Origin of the sequence: Moorena sp. SIO4A1, assembly GCF_010672065.1 — a bacterium.
GTDB lineage: Bacteria > Cyanobacteriota > Cyanobacteriia > Cyanobacteriales > Coleofasciculaceae > Moorena.
The window spans coordinates 1-2,469 of the sequence record NZ_JAAHHX010000282.1 but is presented as its reverse complement, the minus strand read 5'-3'; the positions used below and the strand labels follow the sequence as shown (position 1 = coordinate 2,469).

1 protein-coding gene is annotated in these 2,469 nt (G+C 42.4%); it reads right to left on the bottom strand.

The window, feature by feature from the left end; translation table 11 throughout:
- Positions 1–180 precede the first annotated feature (180 nt).
- Positions 181–1,881 carry a group II intron reverse transcriptase/maturase gene (gene ltrA, locus F6K53_RS37300; protein ID WP_293030677.1) on the bottom strand — a complete coding sequence of 567 codons (1,701 nt, stop codon included), beginning with the start codon at positions 1,879–1,881 and terminating at the stop codon, positions 181–183.
- Positions 1,882–2,469 lie beyond the last annotated feature (588 nt).

Here is a 2,469-nt window from a genome sequence, read left to right as displayed (position 1 = left end):
GCATATTTCCCTTTTGTTACCAAAAGGTATTGAGTCCAACCTAAAAGGTTGTTTTACGTGAGGGTAGGTGGTGTAAATTACCCTGGGGAGTCGGCTCCCCGCTTTACTTGACCAGTTCAGGTCGCGCAGTTTCCCCTCATCCGGCTCCTCATTACAGTACAATCCTTGTCAGTGGCACCTCTAGAATGGATTTTCATCTAGATTCAGTGAATTAGATTTCGTTCCATGTTTGACATCGTGACAATGCAGGTGGAGTAGTTCCATATTTTTGTCTAGGTCTTCTCCACCGAGTGCGCGTGGTATTATGTGGTGTTTTTCTATTAAATCTCCATCCCTGAAGGTAAGGCCACAATGGGAGCATTTTCCTTTTTGTTTTTTAAGTAGTCTTCCTTTTTGACTGTTTATTTCAGGATGTTTTCCCATTCTGGAATTCCAATATATTAAGTTTCCGTTAAATGGACTTGTGGTGTTCTTGACTTTGATGTGCCGGACGATTTTCGTTTTGGCATGTTTCAAGAGGTAACTCTTTCCGTCTGTGAACGTCCAGTTGTCTTTTTCTACGGTTCCCCAATATTTATTGATTACCCAGGTTTTTGATTTGTTTGGATGTCGCCTGTATCCCCATCTTTGGAGTTTGTTCCAGAGCATGCATTCGAGGTCTTTGAAGGTTTCTTTACTACAAACAGCTTTGTTGTAATTACACCATCCTCGTATGACAGGTGAGAGTCGGCTGATTAGGGCAGCCTGAGGGGCAGCTTTGTGACGGTCGATTATGTCAGCGAGCTGCCTATAGTGTTCTAGAACTTTTTCCTTGGATGGTTTGATGATGGTTTTAAAGCCTAGTTTTGAATGGTTTTTTCCGGCTGGATATTGTCGGATGTTGAATCCTAGGAAATTGAATCCTTCCGAAGTGTGAGTTATCTTTGTCTTACTGGGCTTTAATTCCAACCCTATGTCTTTTAGCCATTCACTGATGATTCTCTGACATTCTTCTATTATGGTTTGGTCTTTGTGCATGATGACAAAATCATCCGCATATCTAATTAGACTTATACCTCTCATCTTTTGAGCTTTTCCTAGTTTTTCTCCTTTTTTGTTCTTTTTATTTCCGATATAAGTCTTAATTATTGTTTCCATTCCATGAAGGGCTATGTTCGCAAGGAGAGGTGATATTACTCCTCCTTGTGGTGTGCCTTCTTCGGTTTCTGAGAATGTGTTATTATCCATCACACCAGCTTTTAACCAAGATTTAATTAATCGCCTCAAGGATGGATAGGTGTTTAATTTCGTGAGAAGAACATCGTGATTGATTTTATCGAAACATTTGGAGATATCGGCGTCTAGTACCCATTTAGGTTTTTTGCAGATCCCATTAAATATTGCTTCGATGGCATCATGACATGAGCGTCCTGGTCTGAACCCATAGGAGTTAGGTTCAAATTTAGCCTCCCATTCAGGCTCTAGTGCTTGTTTGACTAGTGCTTGTAGGGCGCGGTCATGCATTGTTGGGATTCCTAATGGGCGTTTTTCCTTCTGTCCGGGTTTTGGAATCCATACCCTTCTAGTTGGTTTGGCTTTTCTTGAGATTTCCAGATTAGTTACTAAGGCCAGACGTTGTTTACCATTTAAGGTTTTAACCCCGTCTATTCCAGCAGTTTTCTTACCTTTGTTCTCTTGGGTTACCCGCCTGACCGCAATCATTTTGGCTGACCAAGACTTGATCAGGGTCTTTTGTAATTTACGTACCACGCGAACATCGTCACGCTGTGAGGCTTGGTATATTCGTTTTTGTAACTTGAACACGGTTATTTCTAGCTTTCGCCAGTTGACCTTGTTCCATTCCGACTGTGGGTTGAATCCCCGAGTTTTAGACTTCTTCATTACTACTTACAACTACACCTATTCCTGTAACGTGAGTCCGTTGGCATATCCATAGGTATTACCCTAGGCATTGGCTTCTGACTCTATCTCTCCCCCAGATGACTTACGGTTAACTACCTACTCAGAATGTTCGACCTTTCTGAGAGTTCTTGTGGGGGTTACTTCGTTCCTGATAACCATTCTGTAGACTTTTAGGGCGGCATTATTCACCGGGAATTTTATTTCTAGGGAAATCAATAGTTAAGCGACCAACTAACTATCCTTTATTCCGTTTGACTTTTTGTCTGTGGCGTATCAATCCATTTCGCCACGTGTAGGTGTCGATGATTCAAACATGCCTTCCTTGCGTACCCATGAGTCTTTTGCCTGCTACTAACTTTCCCTGGATTGGTTCCGCTTCGCTGTTCGACCCTTGCTTTCAATCCATGGGTTTTGTTAGTTCCCATGAACCAGGGTAGGGCTGTCACTCGGATTTCACGAGGGATGGTCTTTCACCATCATGGTTATCAAGTTGTCAAGGTTCTTTCTTCCTTGCGACTAATCCTCCTAAACCCTTGATGGGCAAGGTTTCTAGTCAACGAATCGCAC